Here is a 19859-nt window from a genome sequence, read left to right on the forward strand (position 1 = left end):
GCGGACGCGTCCCCGCCGTACATTCGGGCTGCAGAGCCGCACGCACCCCATACCATGCCGAAAGACACCATCGCTTCCCAACAACTTTCCACCCTCTTTGGCAGCGGTGAAGTTGGCCGCCTGCTCGGCTCTTTTCCCTGGTCCGAATCGCCACTGGGCCCGCCCGGGCGCTGGCCTGCCGCCTTCCGGGTTACGCTTGGCAACCTGCTGCACAGCGCCTTCCCGATGCTCGTACTCTGGGGCCCCGACCTGCGCGTTTTTTACAACGATGCCTACCGCCCCGCCCTCGGCGAGGGCGCAGTGCACGAGCGGCTCCTCGGCCGCCCCGGCGCCGAAGTATACGGCGAGGCCTGGAGCACCGTAGCGGCCATGCTGGAGCGTGTGTTGCACGGCGAAACCGTATACTACGAGGACCTGCCCGCACCGACGCGGCGCAACGACCGTGTGGAAGAAGTATACTGGACCTCGAGCCTCTCGCCGGTATTCGGCGACGCCGGTAGCATCGACGGAGTGCTCGTGGTGTGCAAGGAAACCACTGAAGCCATCGCCCGCAGCCGCAACCTGATCAGCCAGGTCAATGCCGCCCTGGCGATCTTCATGGGCCCCGACCTCGTCATCGCCGAAGCGAACCCGGCCACCCTGCGCATCTGGGGCCTCGGCCCCGAAGTGATCGGACGCCCCCTCGCCGAAGTGCGCACTGCCACCAGCGAGCGGTTCATCGACCTGCTCCGCAGCGTATATAGTAGCGGTGCGCCGGTGCAGGGCTTCGAAACGCCCGCATCGTTTCACCGTCCCGACGGCACCGAGGAGCAGTTTTACTGCAACTTCGAGTTCGCCCCCTACTACGATAACAACGGCACCCTCGCCGGCGTCATGTCGCTCGCCTACGACGTCACCGCGCAGGTGCTGGCCAAGCGGGCACAGGCCATTGCCGAAGAAGAAGTGCAGTCGGCCATCACCGCCGCCGACCTGGGCTACTGGCACGTAGACCCGCGCGACAACAGCCTCCGCTCCAACCGCCGCACCCGCGAGCTTTTCGGGCTGCCCCCCGACGAGGAGAACGTAGAGCTGTCGCTGGCCATCGCCGCCATCCACGACCAAGACCGCGGGCGCGTGGTGAGCACGATCCAGCAAACCGTTACCGACCCGGCTCACGCCAACTACGACATTGAATACCGCGTGGTGCACCCCGGAACAAAACGGGTGAACCACGTTCGCGCCATCGGCAAGGCCTATTTCGACCCCGGTGCCGGCACGGCCTACCGCTTCAGCGGCACCATCCAGGACATCACGGCCAAAAAGGAAGCCGAGGAATCGCTCCGCGCATCCGAGCAACGCTTCAGCGCCGCCATCGAGGCGGTGCAGGGCATCCTGTGGACCAACAGTCCCGACGGCAGGATGCTCGGCGCGCAGCCGGGCTGGTCGAAACTCACCGGGCAAACGCAGGCGGAATACGAGGGCTTCGGCTGGACCGCGGCCCTTCACCCCGACGATGTGGCGCCCACCGTGACCGCCTGGAACGAGGCCGTGGCAGCAAAGGGCCGCTTCGTGTTTGAGCACCGGGTACGCCGCGCCGACGGGCAGTACCGCACCTTCCACGTGCAGGCGATCCCGATCCTGAACACCGACGGCAGCATCTACGAATGGGTGGGCGTGCACACCGATATCAGCGAGCAACGCCGCACCGAAGAAGCCCTTCGCCGCAGCGAGGAACAGCTCAGCCTGCTGGCCGACTTCATGCCCCAGATCGTATGGGCTACCGACGCCGAAGGCTACCACGATTTTTTCAACAAGCGCTGGTACGAATTCACCGGGCTCAGCTACGAGGAAACGAAAGGCGAGGGCTGGGCCCTCGTGCTGCACCCCGACGATGCGCCCCGCGCCTGGCAGGTGTGGCAGCATTCGCTGGTCACCGGTGCCTATTACGAGATCGAATACCGCATGCGCCGCGCCGACGGGCAATACCGCTGGCTGCTGGCCCGCGCCACCCCGATCCGCAACGAAAACGGAACGATCCTGCGCTGGTTCGGCACCTGCACCGACATCCACGACCAGAAGACCTCCGCCGAAACCCTCGAGCGCCTCGTGGCCGAACGCACCCGCGACCTGCAGCGCTCCAACGAAGACCTGCAACAGTTTGCCCACGTGGCCTCGCACGACCTGAAGGAACCCGTGCGCAAGATCGCCACCTTCGAAAGCCGCCTCAGCCACGACTTCGGCGACCAGCTGCCCGAGCGGGCCCGTACCTACCTCGAAAAGATCCGCCTCGCCGCGCGCCGCATGTATACGATGATCGAAGGCGTGCTGCGCTACTCCTCGCTCAACGAAGGCGAATTGCGCCACTTCGAGCCCGTAGATCTCGGCGAGGTGCTGGCGCAGATCCGCTCCGACCTTGAAGTGCCCATCGAGCAGACCGGTGCCCGCATCGAGGCCGGGCCAATGCCCACGGTGGACGGACTGCCGACACTGCTTTACCAGTTGTTCTACAACATCATCAACAACGCACTCAAGTTCGCCGACGGCGACCGCGCGCCGCTGGTCCGTATCAGCAGCGAAGAAGACGGAGCGGGCCAGGTGGTCATTCGTGTTTCCGACAACGGCATCGGCTTCGAGCCCGAACAGGCCGCCAGGATCTTCAAGACCTTCACCCGCCTCAACCCGAAAGACCGTTACGAAGGCACGGGCCTCGGCCTCGCCCTTTGCCAGAAGATCGTGGACCGCCACGGCGGAACGATCCGGGCGGAAGGAAAGAAAGATGAGGGCGCGACCTTTTACATTACCCTTCCTATCCGGCACTGACCGGACAGGCGGAAATCCTTATGTGGCTAGGTAAAAGATTTAAAAGGAACGAAGGGTCGGAACCGCTAAGGAAAGAAGAAAATAAGGTGGTACGCTAAGCAGAGACGCATGATATGCGTCTCTTGAATTAATCGCCCCGCCTGCGGCAGGACCTTTCTATCCTCTTCGCGAAACGCTTTTTCTCTTCTTCTCTTTGCGGTGAAAAACCTTCTTTCCCTTTGTCTCCTTCCCGGGAAAAATCCCATTTTTTCCTGAGGATTTTCACATGGCCCCGCCGGACGTACTTTCTAGCTTGCAGTCAAAGTACCGAACGTGGCCCGCAACAACATTCCCTTTATTCACAACTATTGCGATCGCTGGTGCGAGCGCTGCCCGTTAACGAGCCGCTGCGCGGTTTTTGAAATGAGCGAGGACCTGCCGCCCGAAGCCGCCGACCCTGAAAACGAGGCTTTCTGGCAAATGCTGTCCGACCGCTTCAGGGAATCGCTGCACCTCCTTGAGGAAGGCGCGGCCCGGCAGGGCATCGTGTTGGAAGAGCCCACGCCGGGAGAACTCGTGCTACACCGGCAACCGGGAGAAGAAACCGACCGGCGCCTCGAGGATACGCCGCTGCTGACGGCCGCCCGGGCCTATGCCGATGCCGTAGAACTACTGTTTACCGAAAGCGATCTCTGGGAACGAAAGGGCGCCGCGCTGACCCGTGAAACGACCCTGGGCATCAAGACCGTCGACAAGGGCCTGCGCGAAACGGAACTACTCGCCGACTGCCGCCACGTGCTGGGCTGGTACCAGCATTTTATCGGGGTCAAATTCCAGCGGGCGCTGCATGGACTTTGGGAGGACGGCGCCGAAGCGCGCGCGCCCCAAAGCGACGCCAACGGCTCGGCCAAGATCGCCCTGCTGGCGGTGGAGCGTTCGCGGCTTGCCCTCACCACTTTGCTCAGCCTCGTAGGTGAAGAGGATGCCGTACTTGACCTTCTTGCGACCCTCGAGCGGATCGAAAAAGAAGGCCGCGACCACTTCCCGGATGCCGGCCGCTTTCGCCGCCCGGGCTTTGACGAACCTGCTTAAACCCTTTCTTATGCCTGAATGGATCTCCGACATCTATTGCTATTGCAACCAGTGGTGCGAACGCTGTCCGCTGACGGCGCGCTGCGCCGTCTTTGCGGGCACGGCCGCCCTCGGCGCCACCGAACACGAACCCGACAGCGAAGGATTCTGGAAGGAACTGATGGAAGGCTTTTACGCCGCCCACCCCGACTTCCCGCGCGACGCGGTGGAGGGACTCACGGTGCGGCCCGTCACCGAAGAAGAACTCCTCGATGCCCGGCGCACGCAGGAAGCCTTCGATGCGCGGCTGGGCGAAGAAGCGGCCTGGGCTGCCTTTGCCGAATACCGCGACCGCTTATACGCGCTGCTGGAAGACACGGACTACTGGCGTGGGCGGGCCCGGACCTCGGCGGAGCACGCAGCGCTGGGACTTTGCGCCCCGCAGGAGCTGATGCGCGAAGCCGGCCGCGTGACGGGCTACCTGCACGCACTCCGGCGGCTGTCGGACGTGGGAGAGGACCGCTTGCGGACGGCCTTCGGCCTGTTGCTGCGCCCGGAAGAGGAGCGGGGCCTGCAGCCCGATGGCCTCGTCAAGGTGGCTTTGCTGGGACTGCAGGAGGCGCGCGACCCGCTGGCGGATCTTTACCGGGTCTTTCCCGATGAAGATCGCATCCTGCCCCTGTTTGCCGCGCTGGGCGCGGCGGAGCGGGCCCTGAAGGGCCGCTTTCCGGAGGCGCTTGACTTCCTGCGTCCGGGTTTTGATGAGGCACCTGTGCCGGTTACTGACCGGGAGGCAGGGGAGCGGCCGTGGACCGTCGCTTCCGGATCAGCCGCTCGGTAAAGACCAACGCCGCCACAAGCAGCAACACCTGGAGCGCAATGCCGGCCGGCGTTGTTTTTTCGAGTGCGCCTTCGGAGCTGCCGTCCGCCCCGGCGAAACGCCAGAGCGGCTGGGTTGCGCCCATACCGAGGCCGACCAGGCTTTGCCCGATGTTGACGCCGGCGTGCAGGCCGGTCGGGGCGGCGATGCCGCCGCTGCGGAAGGCGGCGACGCCAAAAACAAAAGCCCAGATAAAGGGTCCGAGCAGCGACTGCGCCATGCCCCAGCCATTGGCAATATGATACAGCGCGAAAGCGATTGCCCCGGCAAATTGAGCGGTGCGGAGCCCGGTCCGTGCCGCCAAATGGCGGAAGGGCGCGCCACGGAAAGGGAGCTCCTCCATCAGGGCGAGGGGCACAAAGCCGAAAAGGCCAAGCGCCTGGGGCCAGCCCCAGGAGCTGCCGGTCGCTGCCAGGCGTACACCGCTGGCGATGCAGATGACCCATACGATCAGGGCCAGGAGGGCCAATCCGCCCAACAGCCCGGCACCGAAATGCACCAGGGTGCGGCGTCCGGGCAGGAGGCCATACAAACGCCAGTAGGAGCGCCTGTAGAAAATCGCCGTGGCGGTGAGCGCCGCAAGTGTGCCCAGGAGGCCGTACCCGATCCGGTCGGGCCGGCCCACCAGCGCCACGAAGGTCACGGTAATCAGGAACAGCAACAGGATGAATGCCGTCCAGCAGGCCAGCGCACGGAGGAGCGGGTGGGATAAGAGCGGCCGGACCAAACGGGGAGAGGAAATCATACGTGGAAGATATTGTTTTCAGAGGTGCCGGCAAGATTCTGTCTACGAAAACGTTCGTCATAATGTAACGCCAATTCATCCCCGATTCTTCCCAATCATACACAATTAGGATGGCGGCACAGCGGCTTTTCGCCAGGTTTACGACAGATTTCGTAACAATAAGACCCGAAACCCCGGTTTATGAAGAACAAAACCAATCGCCAACTCACCCTCCTGCTGTGTGCCCTCCTCCTGACCTTGGGCAGCTTTGCCCAATCCGGCAGCATCGCCGGCACGCTGCAGGACAGCGGTGCCCGCAAGGCGCTGCAGTACGCCACGGCCGAACTCTTTGCCGCTGCGAATACCGCCCAGCCGATCAAAAGCGCTTACACCAACGACAAGGGCCGCTTTACCATAACCGGCGTCGACAGCGGGCGCTACCTCCTCATCGTGTCGCACACGGGTTTCGTGGAGCGCCAGGTGGAGCTGACCCTGGGCAAGGGCGAGAAGCGGGAACTGGAAGCGATGGGCCTGGCCGCCGCGCCAAAGGAGATGGCTGGCGTGGTGATCAGGTCGCGCAAGCCGCTCATCGAGAGCAGCGACGACAAGATCGCTTATAATGTGGCCAACGACCCGGTGGCCAAGACCGAAACCGCCATCGACATCCTCCGCCGCACGCCCTTTGTGAGCGTGGATGGCGACGGCAACATCACCGTCAACGGGCAGACGAACTTCAAGGTGCTGCTCAACGGCCGCGAAACGGCTATGTTCGCGCAGAATGTGAAGGACGCACTCAAAGGCTTCCCCGGCGCGCTCATTACCAAGATCGAGGTCATCACCTCGCCGTCGGCCAAGTACGACGCGGAAGGCGTGGGCGGCATCATCAACATCATCACCCAGAAGAAAGTGGTGGGCTACAACGGCTCGGTGAACACCTATTATACCAGCACCGGCTGGTGGAACGCCAACACGAACTTCTCCGCCAAGTACGGCAAGCTGGGCTTCACGCTCTATTACGGTATGAACGGCGCCGACCACATTCCCGGCACCAACCGCAACAGCACCACGCTGTTTGATCCCAACGCCAAATACACGAGCCGCGAGTTGTTTGGCAAGCGCACGATGAACAACTTCTGGAACTTCGGCAACGCCGAACTGAACTACGAGATCGACTCGCTCAACACCCTATCGGTATACGGCAACGTGAGTGGCGGCCACAACATCACCACGCTGGAGCAATCCATCACCACCTACAAAGGCTCCGTGGCCGACGCGCCCTCCTTTTACAACCTCACTGCCCGCAACGAGTACCCGACAAAGAGCGTCGGCGCCGATTACGTGCGCAAGTTTTCCAGCAATAAAGAGCGGGAGTTCAGCCTGCGCTTCAACGGCGAGTTCGGAAACAGCAACTCCTTCAACGACGCCGTGACCGACAATCCGGGCGCTGTTCCCGACCGCTACGTGCTCAACAACAGCGAAGCCCTCAACCGCCAGTATACCGTGCAGAGCGACTATGTGCACCCGCTGGCAAACGGCCACAAGATCGAAGGCGGCCTGAAGGCGATCCTGCGCCGCGCCACCTCCGAGTTTGAAAGCCTCGACCGCGCCAACCCCACCGACGCCTACAAGGTGAATCCGTACAACACGAACAACTTCGCCTACGACCAGGAGGTGTACAGCGCCTACGCCACCTGGAGCTTCAAGTGGAAGAAAACAAACTTCCGCCTCGGCGGCCGCTACGAGCACACCGACGTGGACGGCAACTTCACCTCCGGCGACACGCGCGTGCTGCAGGCCTACGACAACTTCCTGCCCAACATCCAGGTAAGCCGCAAGGTGGGCGCCGCCAACCTGACGCTCAACTTCAGCCAGCGCCTGCAGCGGCCCTACATCTGGAACCTGAACCCCTTCCGCAACAACAACGACTCCTTCAACGTGTCGATGGGCAACCCCGACCTGCAGCCGCAGCTCATTCACAGCCTCTCGCTCGGCGCCCGCATGAGCAAGGGCGGCACCTTCTTCGGGCTCACCCTCAACGGCACCTACAGCGACAACATGATCGTGCAGTTTGCCAGCAACGACAAGACCACCGGTGTGACCACCACAACCTCGGGCAACCTGGGTAAAGAACTCGCCATGAACCTGAGCGGCAACGTGAGCGCCAAGATCAGCGAGAAGTGGAACCTGTCGGTGAACGGCAACGTGCGCTGGGCTCAGGTGCAGAACAAGCTCGACGCCAGCACGAAGCGGAGCGGCTTCGGCGGAAACGCCAACCTGAACAGCAATTACAACTGGAACAAGCGCATTTACAGCTATACCTACGCCGGTTATTACAAGAGCGCAGTAACCTTCCAGACCTCCTATGCGTTAAACCTGTGGTATGGTATTGGTACGGGGATTAAATTATGGAACGATAAGTTCAACCTGTCGGTAGGCATTGCGAACTTCTTCCAGAAAGACCGCGACTATAAGACGGTGACTACCGACCCGAACTTCCAGACCGTGAACGTGTCGACGCTGCCCAACCGGGGCTTCTCGCTCGGCCTCACCTGGAACTTCGGCAAGATGACCGAGAACGTGTCGAAGAAGAAAGGCGTCACCAACGACGACCTCGTGGGTGGTTCCGGCGGCGGACGATAAAACGAATTTCAGATCTAGGATCTCGGATTTCAGATTCCGGAATCCTAAATCACAAATCTGAGAGCTGAAATTCCCTCCTTTGCGTGTTTTTTTAAGTGTTATAAAGCCTTAATACAAAGCCCTTTTCCTGGGGCTTTTCTCTTTTCCGGCCCGCCGGGACGGCCGCGCAGTGGCGGATGTTGGGGTGGGCGTAAACAAAGCGTGGTTGCCGCCGCCGGTTGAACGGGTGGGAGTAAATTAATTGTGTGTCCTCCTGGCTGACGGGCGGGTGGGCGTATCCGCCTGGTGGTTACTCCCGCCGGATGAACAGGTGGGAGTATCCTTGAGGTGGGTACGCCTTCCTGATGAGTAGCGCGGAGTAAAGACGCTGTGGGTACTCCGGGCTGGCAAACGGGTAGGAGTAAACACGATGTGTATACTCCTGCCGGATGAACCGGGCCGGCGTATGGGGCGTAATGGCCCGATACTTTTACATACCATCAAACCTTCAAAACCACCAAAACCTTCAAAACCTATTTGGTTTACCTTTGCCCACATTTTCAGGAGGAATTTCATGGAAAATCGCTATAAAGAATTCCGGCAGCTCAACCTGCCGGCCATCGAAAAAGAGGTGCTCGCCCGCTGGCAGGCCGAAGATGCCTTCCGCAAAAGCGTGTCCGTCCGCGAGGGTGCTACGCCCTTCGTGTTCTACGAAGGCCCGCCGAGCGCCAACGGCATGCCCGGCATCCACCACGTGATGTCGCGCACGCTGAAGGACCTCGTGTGCCGCTACAAAACGATGCAGGGCTTCCAGGTGGAACGCAAAGGCGGCTGGGACACCCACGGACTCCCCGTGGAGCTTGGTGTCGAAAAAGAGCTCGGCATCACCAAGGAAGACATCGGCAAGAAGATCTCCGTGGCCGAATACAACGAGAAATGCCGCGAAGCCGTGCTCCGCTACAAGCATAAGTGGGACGAGCTGACCACCAAAATGGGTTACTGGGTGGACCTCGACAAGCCCTACATCACCTTCAACAACGACTACATCGAAACGCTGTGGTGGTGCCTGAAGGAGCTGTACAACAAAGGCTTCCTCTATAAAAGCGTCTCCATCCAGCCCTACTCGCCGGCCGCCGGCACGGGGCTTTCCTCGCACGAGCTCAACCAGCCCGGTACCTACCGCGACGTGAAAGATACCTCCGCCACGGTGCTGTTCCAGGCAAAGGGCGACCGCTTCGGGCACGGCGACTATTATTATATGGCCTGGACCACCACGCCCTGGACGCTGCCCTCGAACCTCGGCCTGACCGTGGGCCCGAACATCGACTATGCGCTGGTGGATACCTTCAACCCCTACACCCACGAACGGCAAAAGGTGGTGCTGGCACAGGCCCTGCTGGGCAAATATTTCAAGCCGGAAAACGAAAACGGCGATTTCGAAGCCTACGCTTCCCTCCCGGTCGGGGAGAGCAAGGGTGGGGCGCCCTGGAAAGTGCTCGCTACCAAGAAAGGGGCCGACCTCGAAGGCGCGCACTACGAGCGGCTGCTGCCTTTCGACGCCAACTCGCCCGAAGCCGTGCAGGCCATCACCCCCGGTGCACAGCCCTGGCGCCTCCTGCTGGGCGACTTCGTGACCACCGAAGACGGTACCGGCATCGTGCACACCGCCCCGGCCTTCGGCGCGGACGACTATAAAGTAGGCAAGAAATACGGCATCGGCATCCTCACCCTCGTGGACCGCGAAGGCAAATTCGTGGACGGGGTAGGACCGTACAGCGGCCGTTATATAAAAGATTACAAGAGCGCTCCCGACTATGCCGACGTGAACGTGGACATCTCCGTGGACCTCAAAAAGGCGGGCCGCGCCTTTAAAGTAGAGAAATACGAGCACAGCTACCCCCACTGCTGGCGCACCGACAAGCCGGTGATCTATTACCCGCTCGACGCCTGGTTCATCAAGACCACGGCCGTGCGCGACCGGATGGTGGAGCTGAACAAAACGATCCGCTGGAAGCCCGAATCGACCGGCACCGGCCGCTTCGGCGCCTGGCTGGAGAATATGGTGGACTGGAACCTGAGCCGCTCCCGCTACTGGGGTACCCCGCTGCCCATCTGGCGCACCGAGGACGGCTCCGAGGAAAAATGCATCGGCTCCATCGAAGAGCTGAAAGCCGAGATGGCGAAAGCCAAGGAAGCAGGTTTCCCGACTCCCCTTCCCCTTGGGAAGGGATTGGGGGATGGGCAGGACCTCGACCTGCATAAGCCTTTCGTAGATGATGTGGTGCTCGTTTCCGACTCCGGCAAGCCCATGCGCCGCGAGCCCGACCTCATCGACGTGTGGTTCGACTCGGGCGCCATGCCCTATGCCCAGTGGCACTATCCCTTTGAGAACCAGGAGCAGTTTGAGAAGAACTTCCCGGCCGACTTTATCGCCGAAGGCGTGGACCAGACCCGCGGCTGGTTTTATACCCTGCATGCGCTGGGCGTGATGCTGTTCGACTCGGTTGCTTATAAAAGCGTGGTTTCCAACGGACTGGTGCTGGATAAGAACGGCCAGAAGATGTCGAAGCGGCTCGGCAACGTGGTGGATCCCTTCAAAACGATCGACGACTTTGGCGCCGACGCCACCCGCTGGTACCTTGTTACGAATGCCTCGCCCTGGGACAACCTCAAGTTCGACCTCGACGGCATCAAGGAAGTGCAGCGGAAGTTCTTCGGCACCATATATAATACGTACCAGTTTTTCGCCCTCTACGCCAACGTGGATGGGTTTACCTTTAAAGAAGCCCCGATCCCCGTGGCCGGGCGCCCCGAGATCGACCGCTGGATCCTGTCGAGCCTGCACAGCCTGGTGCAAAAGGTTACGGCGGCTTTCGACGACTATGAGCCGACGCAGGCCGGGCGTCTCATCGAGGATTTCGTGGACGAGCACCTGAGCAACTGGTACGTGCGCCTCTGCCGCCGCCGGTTCTGGAAAGGGGAGTACGAGACCGACAAAGTGTCGGCTTACCAGACCCTGTACGAGTGCCTCGAGACGGTGCTGCGCCTGATGGCCCCCATTTCGCCCTTCTTCTCCGACGAGCTATTCCGGGCCCTGAATGCGGTGACCGGCCGTTTTACGGAGGCTTCGGTGCACCATGTGCGCTTCCCGGAGGCCGACGCGTCGCTGATCGACACGCTGCTGGAAGAGCGGATGACCGCCGCCCAGGAGACCTCCTCGCTCATCCTTTCCATCCGGAAAAAGGTGAACATCAAGGTGCGCCAGCCCCTGCAAAAAGCCCTCATCCCGGTTTTCAACCCCTTGATGCAGCAGCAGTTGCAAAAAGTAGAAGATCTCATCAAGAATGAGGTCAATATCAAGGAAATGGTATACCTTACCGACACGGAAGGGTTTATCAAGAAAAAGATCAAGCCCAACTACATCGCCCTCGGCAAAAAGCTCGGTCCGAAGATGAAAGCGGTTGCAAATGCGCTGGCGGCGCTCGAACAGCACGCCATTTCCCACTTTGAAAAGGAAGGACGCTACCTGCTGCCGCTGGAAGGAGAGGAAGAGCCTGTAGAGTTGCTGCTGAGCGAGGTGGAGATTGCTTCGGAAGACATTCCCGGTTGGTCGGTGGCCAGCAAGGGAGCACTCACCGTGGCCCTCGACATCGACGTGACGCCCGAGCTGGAGCAGGAGGGAGATGCCCGTGAATTTGTGAACCGGATCCAGAAGATCCGCAAGGACAGTGGTTTTGAGGTCACCGATCGCATCACGATCGAGGCCGCCGCCACGGGTCGCCTGGCGGATTCGCTGACCCATTTTAATGATTATATTTGCGCCGAAACCGGAGCCGACCAGCTGGAGCTCCGGACTGGTATTGAAGGCGGAACGGAGATTGAAGTGCATGATATGCCGCTCTCCGTAAACGTTTTAAAAAAGGGGTAAACCAACATGGCAACAAAGAAAGCAGCACCGAAGAAAGCCGCTCCCAAGGCGGCAAAGGCTCCCGTCAAGGCGGGAACGGCGGCCCGTACGGCCGTAAAAGCACCCGCCAAGCCATCGAAAACCGCCACCAAGGGTACTGCCGTCAAGGCTGCCCCGAAGAAGTCCGTCCCGGCCAAAGCGGCCGTAAAGGCAGCACCGGCCAAAAAAGCCGCCCCGGTCAAGGCCGCCGCGAAAAAAGCAGCGCCCGTAAAAGCCGCACCGGTCAAGGTCGCTCCCAAAGCCGTCAAATCGGCGCCGCCCAAGGCCGCCCCGAAAGCCCCGGCACCCAAAAAGGCCGCCCCGGCCCCTGCAAAGGTGGCCCCGAAGGCAGCGCCCAAAGCTCCTGCCAAACCGGCAGCACCAGTAGCGCCCGCTCCCAGAAAAGCGGCCGAGCCGGTAAAGAAGCCCGCCGTTTCCGCGCCGACCACGCCGCAGGTGAAGCCGGCCATCAAGCCGCTGACCGCCCCGGCCAAAAAGCGGGAGGATCCCAAAAAACCTTTTGTCATCCCTAAAACCACAACGACGAAATCCGTGAAGTACGATCCTGAGTTTACCAAGTCTGTGCTCGATTCCGGCGCCGGCCAGAACTCCGATGCCCCCCGTTCGTCCCAGCGTTATAACGATGCCGACCTGACGGAGTTCCGCGAGCTCATCAACCGAAAGCTGGAAACCGCGAAGAAGGAACTGCTCTACCTGCAGGGGCTTATCACCCGCAAGGACGAGGGCGGCGACCTCGACGAGGGCCGCTACATGACCCTCGAAGACGGCTCGATGTCGATGGAGCGCGAGCAGCTGAGCCAGATGGCCTCCCGCCAGATCCAGTTCATCGATCACCTCGAGAAGGCGATCATGCGGATCGAGAACAAAACCTACGGCATCTGCCGCGTTACCGGGAAGCTGATCGACAAGGCGCGCCTCCGGGCCGTGCCCCATGCAACGCTGAGCATCGAAGCGAAACAGATGATGAACAAGTAATTCAAAACCCCGCGGAAGCGGGGTTTTTTGTTGATTGGTTTATTAGTTGATTGGTTAATTGGTAACTGGGACCTACCGGGAGAGACAGCAAGAGCCCTCGACGCCACGGCGCGTAGCGCCGTTTTCTTATTGCCTCGGGCTTCAGCCCGAGGCAATAAGAGCGAAGCCAAAAGCTGCGTCGCAGAGCGCCGCCACTTTATCCGAACAGCTTTAGCTGTTCCCCTGCTGCGCCTATCTTTGGCCTTCAAGTCCTCGTCATGAAACGCTTTCTCCTTTTCCTGTTTGCCTTGCTCGGTGTATTTGTTGCTCCGGCTCAGCTTGTCTCTGGCCCCATGCTCGGGCCCGTGGAGCTGCGCGATGCCGTGATCTGGCTCGAAGTAGGACCCGCAACGCGCAGCGTCCACCTCGTTTGCACACCCCAGGGGGGCGGCGCGCCCGTCCGGCTGGACCAAAAGATCGAGGCTACGGGAACCTATACCCCGATCCGGTTCGTGGTACCCGATCTCGAACCGGCTACTACGTACAAATATTCGCTGCTGCTGGATGAAAAGCTGGCGCCGGGCGGCACTTTCACCACCAAAACCCTCTGGCAGTGGCGCCAGCCCGCACCCGACTTCACATTCCTGACCGGCTCCTGCGCCTATTTCAACGAGCCGAAATACGACCGGCCCGGCACGCCCTACGGCGGCGATTCGTCCATCTTCAAAACGATGGCGAAAGAAAAAGCGTCCTTCATGCTCTGGCTCGGCGACAACTGGTATTACCGCGAGGTGGATTTTTACTCCGCCCCCGGCCTGCGCTACCGCGCCCGCCACGACCGCGCCCAGCCGGTGCTCCAACCGTTTCTGAAAGCGATGCCGCACTACGCCATCTGGGACGATCACGACTTCGGTCCGAACGATGCCGACAAAAGCTACGTGCTGAAGGACGAAAGCCGCCGGATTTTCCTCGACTACTGGCCCAACGCTTCGGCCGGCGAGAACGGACAGGGCATCTATACCAAGATGTCGTACGGCGACGTCGACATTTTTATGATGGACGACCGCTGGTTCCGCAGCGCCAACGATATGGACGCCACCGTGGGCAGGGTGCCCAACCCGGGCAAGCGCATGTGGGGCCCGCAGCAGCTGGAGTGGCTCAAGAGCGCGCTGCTTTCGAGCACGGCCACCTTCCGCATCATCGCCACCGGCAACCAGACCCTCAACCCGATGTCGCGCGCCGAGTGCCTCCAGGATTACCCCGTTGAATTCAACGAGCTGCAAAATTTCCTGGCCGCCGAAAAGATTCCTGGGCTGTTGTTTCTCACCGGCGACCGCCACCACAGCGAAGTGATCCGCTATACGCGCGAAGGCGGCTACCCGATCTACGACATCACCAATTCGCCACTGACATCAGGCCTTTCCAAAGTGACGGGCACGCCCGAGGCGGCCAACGAGGCCCGCGTGGCGGGAACGCTGGTGGAGGCGCAGAATTATACCCGCATCACGGTGAGCGGCGCCAAGGGCGCACGCCGCCTGCAGGCGCAGTTTGTCGGCGTCAGCGGTGCCGTGCTGGGCACCTGGACCGTTTCTGAAACCGAACTGAAGTACGCACGATGAAAATACCGATCCAATACGAGCGCAAGGCCGTCATCCAGGCGTTGCGCTACCATTTTCTGAGCCGCCGCGAGATCCGCCTGATGATCATCCTGGTGAACGTGTTCGCCCTGGCATCGGCGGTCCTGTTCTACATGCACAAGATCCTGCCGCTGGCCTTTCTCCTCGGTTCCTTTCTCTGGTTTTCGCTGATGCTGGTGTTCTGGTGGGTGTTGCCGCTGCTGGTGTACCGCCGCAATGAGACCTTCCAGGATCACTTTACGATGGAGTTCTTCGACGACGGCTTCCGCCTCGGCAATGAACGCGGCGAGCGCTTTTTCCCGTGGAAGCGCCTCAGCACCTACACCGAAACACCCGGCTTCCTGTATTTCTATTTCGACCCGCGCTCGTTTTTTCTCGTTCCCACAAAAGGTTTCGCAACCGCCGACGATCTGCAGGAGATCCGGATGCTGCTGCGGCAGCAGGTCGGGAAGAAATAGCCGGTTAACCGGTTAATGCACATTGATTTAGTAATAAGAAAATCCCGGCCGCAGGCAGGGATTTTCTTATTAATTGACGAATATTCATTCCTTAACAGATCAATCGATCAACCGGTTACAGCTGCTTTTCCATGACATAATGCGGGATGGTGATTTCCTGGAATTCCTCGCCACGCTTGCGGTAGCCCATTTTTTCGTAGAAGCCCTGGGCGTTTTTACGGGCGTGCATGGTGATCTTTTTATAACCCCGGTCGCGGGCGATATTCTCAGCGAAGTTCATCAGTGCCTTGCCGATACCCTTTCCCTGGAGATCGTCGAGGACGGCCATCTGGCGCAGGCGCACCGTGTCGGGGGCTTCTTCCACCAGCATACAGCAACCCAGGATGTGGTCGTCTTCGTAGGCCGCCATCAGGATATTATCTTTTTCACTTTCCAGCTCATCAGGGGCAAACTGCAACCCGAGCGGTTGCCGAAGGATGACCTCACGCAATTGCACCATTTGATGGTATTCTGGGCTCCCGTGATCGATAATTTTCAAAGCCATAGCTGCCGCTTGTAGGTGGCTCAAGATACAACGATCTGATTTTCCGCACAAATGGACTTTGTTTTGGCGAATGATTCCATCCTATATTTGAGCCCGCATAGCGGTAGCCGAAAGAAATGCACAGCCGGTGTACTTATTTCAAAAACTTCTATTTTTGCACCTCTATAACCAAATCTTTACAAAATGTCAGACATCGCAGCAAGAGTAAAAAAGATCATCGTTGACAAGCTGGGCGTTGATGAAGCAGAAGTAACCAATGAGGCTTCTTTTACCAACGACCTGGGTGCCGATTCGCTGGACACCGTCGAACTGATCATGGAGTTCGAGAAGGAGTTCAACATCTCGATCCCCGATGAGCAGGCTGAAACCATCACCACGGTAGGACAGGCCGTTTCCTACCTGGAGGAGCACGCTAAATAAGCAAACACCCGTAGTTCTACGGTTACTTTACATCCGCCTTCCATGCTACCCGCAGCGAAGGCGGTTTTATCTTACAAACGATCGTAACTCCACACAGGCATTATGAAGGGTTTTAAACGTGTAGTCGTCACCGGGATGGGCGCGCTGACTCCGCTGGGCAATACCATTACCGAGTACTGGAACAACCTGCGCAACGGGGTGTCCGGCTGTGATTTCATTACCCAGTTCGACGCCTCCAAGTTTAAAACCCGCTTTGCCTGCGAGCTCAAGGGCTTCGACGCGACCAACTTCCTCGACCGGAAGGAGGCGCGCAAGCTTGACCGCTTTACCCAGACCGCCCTCGTCGCTTCCGACCAGGCCGTGCTCGACGCGGGGATCGACAAGGAAACGATGAACCCCGACCGCATCGGGGTTGTGTTTGCTTCCGGCATCGGCGGCCTCATCACCTTCCAGGAAGAAGTCATGAACTTCGCCAAAGGCGACGGCACGCCCCGTTTCAACCCGTTCTTTATCCCGAAAATGATCTCCGACATCGCGGCGGGGCACATTTCGATGCGCCACACCTTCCGGGGACCCAACTTCTCCGTCACCTCGGCCTGTGCTTCGAGCACCAACGCCATGATGGAGGCACTGAACCTCATCCGCCTCGGAAAAAGCGACATCATCATTACCGGCGGCGCGGAAACCGTGATCTCCGAGGCCGGCATCGGCGGCTTCAACGCCATGAAGGCCCTCTCCGAACGCAACGACGATCCCAAGACCGCCTCGCGCCCCTACGACAAGGACCGCGACGGCTTCGTCATGGGTGAAGGCGCCGGCGTACTGGTGTTTGAAGAGCTGGAGCATGCGCTGGCCCGCGGCGCCAAGATCTATTGCGAAGTGGTCGGTGCCGGCGCTACCGCCGATGCGCACCACATGACCGCCCCGCACCCCGAAGGCCTCGGCGCCCGCAACGTGATGCTGCAGGCCCTTGAAGACGCCGATATGGTTCCGGGCGACATCGATTACATCAACACTCACGGCACCTCAACGCCGCTTGGCGACGTTGCCGAGGTAAAGGCGATCCAGGCCGTTTTCGGGGAGCATGCCTACAACCTCAACATTTCGTCCACCAAGTCGATGACCGGCCACCTCCTCGGCGCCGCCGGCGTGATCGAGGCGATTGCGTGTATCATGGCCGTGCAGAACGACATCGTACCGCCGACCATCAACCACGTGACCGACGACCCGGAGCTCGACCCGCGTCTCAACTTTACCTTCGATGTAGCCCAGAAGCGCGAAGTGCGCGCCGCCCTGAGCAACACCTTCGGTTTCGGCGGACACAATGCCTGTGTCATCTTTAAAAAATATTCGGCGTAACTTAAGCCCCGGCGCCAAACCGTCGGACCCCTTGCGTGAACTTTTGGAAATCCTTCTATAAGAAAAAGAAAGACGGCGATCTCTCCTTTAAAAAGCAGCTGAAAGGCCTGCTGGGCTACAGTCCTGGCAACCTTGGCCTGTACAGGACCGCCCTCACGCACCGATCCATCAAGGAAACCAGCGACGAAAACAACGAGCGCCTCGAGTACCTCGGGGATGCGATCCTCAGCGCCCTGGTAGCCGAATACCTTTTCAAGCGCTACCCCTACAAAGGCGAAGGCTTTCTTACCGAAATGCGCAGCAAGATGGTGAACCGTGCCCAGCTGAACGACATCGCCATCCGCATGGGCCTCAAGAAGGTCACCCTTTTCAACAAGTCGGACGCCTCCCTCAAAACGAGCCAGATCTTCGGCAATACCCTCGAAGCCCTCGTAGGCGCCGTGTACCTCGACCTCGGCTATAAAAAGACCGTGCGCTGGGTGCTTGAGCGGGTGGTGCAGCCCCATATGTATATGGACGAGCTGGAAACCCGCGACATCAACCAGAAGAACAAGCTCTACGGCTGGGCCAATAAGCATGGCAAATCGCTTGAATTCGAAACGATCGGGGAGAAGCTCGAAAACGGCCGCCGCCTGTTTACCGTCGCCGCGGTGCTCAACGGTAAGGTCATTGCCGAAGGCAAGGCGTTTAATAAGAAAGACGCGTCGCAGATCGCCGCGCAAAACGCCGTCGAAAAGCTCGGGATCGAGAACTCCGATTCCACCGGAAACGGCTACTAAGCTTTCCACTTAGTATTTACCCCAACCTTTTTAAGTGTTTTTACAAGCCTGCCTTCAAAATGGGCCAGGTTGAGTCGTGTATTTCCGGCTCTGAGCAGGTCAATTTTGGGGATGAGCTGTCCGCGACAGCGCCGTTTTTCAGCTTTTTTCGGAAGAATCCCTACCTGCTACCGTAATTCCCACATTTTGCAATTAATTGAATTTCATGTAGTTAATATACAAATAGGGGTTTATAGTTAGAATTATCCAGTAATTTTACAAAGAAAGCTAGTGTAAATACTTGCATATTCTAAAGCAGAGCCGTAGATTTGCATCCACAACGACAAAAACGATACCCCCAAACCCTTAGAAAATCTTACCGATTTTGTCGATTTGTCCTAAACCAATTATTTAAACCGTACCAAAACGACGTCATGAAAAAAGCTTTACTCGCCCTCACCCTCCTCCTCAGCATTGCCCAGTTTGCCCAAGCCCGTACGGTTACCGCCCAAGGCAACGGTAACTGGGAAGATGCTTCTACGTGGGCGCCCGGTGCACCCGCCAACGGCGACCTCGTTGTTATTCCTCACGGTAAAACAGTCAATGTCACCAGCAACGTTCAGCGGAAAACCTGGACGATGGATGTGCGTGTGGGCGGCGTTCTGAACTTCGTGGGCGGCGGCGCCAAGCTGTGGTTCAACAGCCAGAGCGTCATCTTTGTATACCCTGCCGGTAAGATCATCGCCAACCAGAACTCCCAGGTGATTACGCTGGGTAATTCGACTGTGCTTAACGGTACAAACCAGGGTATCACCATCAGCGGTCCTTCCGCAGCCATCTCCGGCGGCGGCACCTCGAACCAGGCGGCCCAGTCGGCTTCGCAGCCGGTCAATAGCGGCTTCCTGCCTTACAGCCCAAGCGCGCTCCCCGTACAATTCATCGCCTTTACCGCTACCCGCCAGGCCGGCGACGTGCTCGTGCAGTGGTCTACCGCTACGGAAGAGAACGCCGACCGCTACGAAGTGGAAGTCAGCACCGATGGCCGCAACTGGACTACCCTCGGCAGCGTACGTGCCTCGGGCAACAGCTACAATGTGCGTCAGTACAGCTATACTGCCCGCAATCAGAACGGCACCCTGCAGTTCCGCGTGAAGCAGGTGGACCTCGACGGCCGCTATACCTACACCGCCGTGCGTACCCTGAAGGCCGCCGCCGACGCTTCGGTGAAAATGACCGCCGCTTCGGGCCGCCTCGTGCTGACCTTTGGCAGTGAGCTGAAAAGCGCTACCGTTCGCATTATGAACAGCGCCGGCCAGGTGCTCCAGGAGCAGAAAATGAACAGCGCCATCGGCCAGGTGCTGGTGCCCACGAGCCAGAAAGGCCTGTGCATCGTTGCCGTGCTCACCGAAAACGAGATCGCCGCTACCCAGAAAGTAGTGCTCTAAGATATTTTTAAGTCGGAATCAAAGAAAAGCCCCGGTTCTCCAGCCGGGGCTTTTCGTGTCCCGACCCGACCCCACCCCGGCCCTCCCCGCGTCTCTCCGCCAGAGGCTTCGGCCACCGGCGGAGGGGAGGATGCCTCCCGGGAGGCTTTCTTTCTCTTTTGAGATCGTTCTTTTTCTGGCGTTTTAAAAAGAAGCCCCGATGCCAAAGGCATCGGGGCTCTAAATGAATGCTTCGTCCTTCGAAC

Annotated in this window: 14 protein-coding genes; 12 read left to right on the forward strand and 2 right to left on the reverse strand. The window is 59.6% G+C overall.

Annotated elements, in window-relative coordinates; all coding sequences use genetic code 11:
* The first annotated feature begins 54 nt into the window (after positions 1–54).
* From E0486_RS00745 to E0486_RS00755, 3 genes are all read left to right on the forward strand, one after another.
* On the forward strand, positions 55–2799 hold the full coding sequence (locus tag E0486_RS00745; protein ID WP_131850222.1) for a PAS domain-containing protein: 2745 nt from the start codon (positions 55–57) through the stop codon (positions 2797–2799).
* A 312-nt stretch (positions 2800–3111) separates the two neighbouring features.
* Entirely contained in the window at positions 3112–3870 is a 759-nt protein-coding gene (locus E0486_RS00750) for a hypothetical protein (protein ID WP_131850223.1), read from the forward strand.
* A 10-nt stretch (positions 3871–3880) separates the two neighbouring features.
* Positions 3881–4690, forward strand: a complete 810-nt coding sequence (locus E0486_RS00755) for a hypothetical protein (protein ID WP_131850224.1) — start codon at positions 3881–3883, stop codon at positions 4688–4690.
* Here E0486_RS00755 and E0486_RS00760 read toward each other — a convergent pair.
* On the reverse strand, positions 4629–5474 hold the full coding sequence (locus E0486_RS00760; RefSeq protein WP_131850225.1) for a CPBP family intramembrane glutamic endopeptidase: 846 nt from the start codon (positions 5472–5474) through the stop codon (positions 4629–4631). The genes E0486_RS00755 and E0486_RS00760 overlap by 62 nt on opposite strands.
* A 180-nt stretch (positions 5475–5654) precedes the next feature.
* Here E0486_RS00760 and E0486_RS00765 point away from each other — a divergent pair, with 180 nt between their 5' ends.
* The 5 genes from E0486_RS00765 to E0486_RS00785 all read left to right on the forward strand — a co-directional run bounded on the left by E0486_RS00765 (position 5655) and on the right by E0486_RS00785 (position 15088).
* The gene (locus E0486_RS00765) at positions 5655–8093 is read left to right on the forward strand and encodes a TonB-dependent receptor (protein ID WP_131850226.1); all 2439 of its coding nucleotides are present in this window, start codon (positions 5655–5657) and stop codon (positions 8091–8093) included.
* Between the two features lie 553 nt (positions 8094–8646).
* Positions 8647–12000 (forward strand): isoleucine--tRNA ligase, encoded by a 3354-nt coding sequence (ileS, locus tag E0486_RS00770; protein ID WP_131850227.1) that lies wholly within the window; start codon positions 8647–8649, stop codon positions 11998–12000.
* A 6-nt stretch (positions 12001–12006) separates the two neighbouring features.
* Positions 12007–13014 carry a TraR/DksA family transcriptional regulator gene (locus E0486_RS00775; protein ID WP_131850228.1) on the forward strand — a complete coding sequence of 336 codons (1008 nt, stop codon included), beginning with the start codon at positions 12007–12009 and terminating at the stop codon, positions 13012–13014.
* Between the two features lie 257 nt (positions 13015–13271).
* Positions 13272–14612: an alkaline phosphatase D family protein gene (locus E0486_RS00780; protein WP_131850229.1), complete on the forward strand. Its 1341-nt coding sequence runs from the start codon at positions 13272–13274 to the stop codon at positions 14610–14612.
* Complete coding sequence (locus tag E0486_RS00785; protein WP_131850230.1) at positions 14609–15088, forward strand: YcxB family protein; 480 nt, start codon at positions 14609–14611, stop codon at positions 15086–15088. Before E0486_RS00780 ends, E0486_RS00785 begins: the two co-directional genes overlap by 4 nt.
* Before the next feature lie 115 nt (positions 15089–15203).
* On the opposite strand, the gene E0486_RS00790 is transcribed toward E0486_RS00785, so the two are convergent.
* The gene (locus tag E0486_RS00790) at positions 15204–15587 is read right to left on the reverse strand and encodes a GNAT family N-acetyltransferase (protein WP_243697344.1); all 384 of its coding nucleotides are present in this window, start codon (positions 15585–15587) and stop codon (positions 15204–15206) included.
* 228 nt (positions 15588–15815) lie between these two features.
* On the opposite strand from E0486_RS00790, the gene E0486_RS00795 reads away from it, so the two are divergent.
* The 4 genes from E0486_RS00795 (at position 15816) to E0486_RS00810 (ending at position 19614) form a co-directional block, all read left to right on the forward strand.
* Positions 15816–16052: an acyl carrier protein gene (locus E0486_RS00795; protein WP_072835589.1), complete on the forward strand. Its 237-nt coding sequence runs from the start codon at positions 15816–15818 to the stop codon at positions 16050–16052.
* Positions 16053–16154: 102 nt separating this feature from the next.
* On the forward strand, positions 16155–17411 hold the full coding sequence (fabF, locus tag E0486_RS00800) for a beta-ketoacyl-ACP synthase II (RefSeq protein WP_131850231.1): 1257 nt from the start codon (positions 16155–16157) through the stop codon (positions 17409–17411).
* Between the two features lie 35 nt (positions 17412–17446).
* Complete coding sequence (gene rnc, locus E0486_RS00805; RefSeq protein WP_131850232.1) at positions 17447–18190, forward strand: ribonuclease III; 744 nt, start codon at positions 17447–17449, stop codon at positions 18188–18190.
* Between the two features lie 413 nt (positions 18191–18603).
* Positions 18604–19614, forward strand: a complete 1011-nt coding sequence (locus tag E0486_RS00810; RefSeq protein ID WP_131850233.1) for a hypothetical protein — start codon at positions 18604–18606, stop codon at positions 19612–19614.
* Positions 19615–19859: the final 245 nt, after the last annotated feature.

It is taken from the genome of Flaviaesturariibacter aridisoli, from assembly GCF_004343705.1.
GTDB classification, from domain to species: domain Bacteria; phylum Bacteroidota; class Bacteroidia; order Chitinophagales; family Chitinophagaceae; genus Flavisolibacter; species Flavisolibacter aridisoli.